Source organism: Thermoanaerobacter sp. CM-CNRG TB177, assembly GCF_018588165.1.
GTDB classification, from domain to species: domain Bacteria; phylum Bacillota; class Thermoanaerobacteria; order Thermoanaerobacterales; family Thermoanaerobacteraceae; genus Thermoanaerobacter; species Thermoanaerobacter thermocopriae.
The window spans coordinates 1-788 of sequence record NZ_JAFCAC010000074.1; the positions used below are offsets into that span (position 1 = coordinate 1).

General features: G+C 57.5%; 1 rRNA gene. It reads right to left on the reverse strand.

Annotated features, from left to right (window positions below):
- Positions 1-688, reverse strand: a 23S ribosomal RNA gene (locus tag I4N53_RS09375); the annotation flags it as partial.
- Positions 689-788 lie beyond the last annotated feature (100 nt).

Here is a 788-nt window from a genome sequence, read left to right on the forward strand (position 1 = left end):
AACCTCGCTTGCTACCGTAACTCGCCGGCCCGTTCTACAAAAAGTACGCCATCACCTAGCTTACGCTAGGCTCTGACTGCTTGTAAGCGTACGGTTTCAGGTTCTCTTTCACTCCCCTCCCGGGGTCCTTTTCACCTTTCCCTCACGGTACTATCCGCTATCGGTCACCAGGTAGTATTTAGCCTTGGGAGGTGGTCCTCCCTCCTTCCCACAGGGTCGCCTATCCCGTGGTACTCTGGCTACATACCTCGTGATGTACTAAAGCTTTCGCCTACGGGGCTCTCACCCTCTCCGGCTGGCCTTCCCAGTACCATTCGGCTAGCTCTACTACATCACTGGTAGGTCCAAGGCCCTACCCCGGTATGTGCCTTACCCCATGCAAGCATCAGCCTTGGCCTCCTACACTCGCATGGTTTGGGCTCCTCCCCTTTCGCTCGCCGCTACTCAGGGAATCGATCTTTTCTTTCTTTTCCTCGGGCTACTTAGATGTTTCAGTTCGCCCGGTTCCCCTCCACTGGCTATGTGTTCACCAGTGAATACCCGAGCATTCCCTCGGGTGGGTTCCCCCATTCGGGTACCCCCGGATCTACGCCCGCTTGCGGCTCCCCGGGGCGTTTCGCCGCTTGCCGCGCCCTTCCTCGGCTCCTGGTGCCTAGGCATCCACCGTACGCCCTTTCCTCTCTTGACCACTTACGGCTTTGTGCAGTTTTCAAGGTCCCCTCGAGGGCCTTACCCCCTCAAAAATGAACAGTGAGGCCTCTCTCCTTAGAAAGGAGGTGATCCAGCCG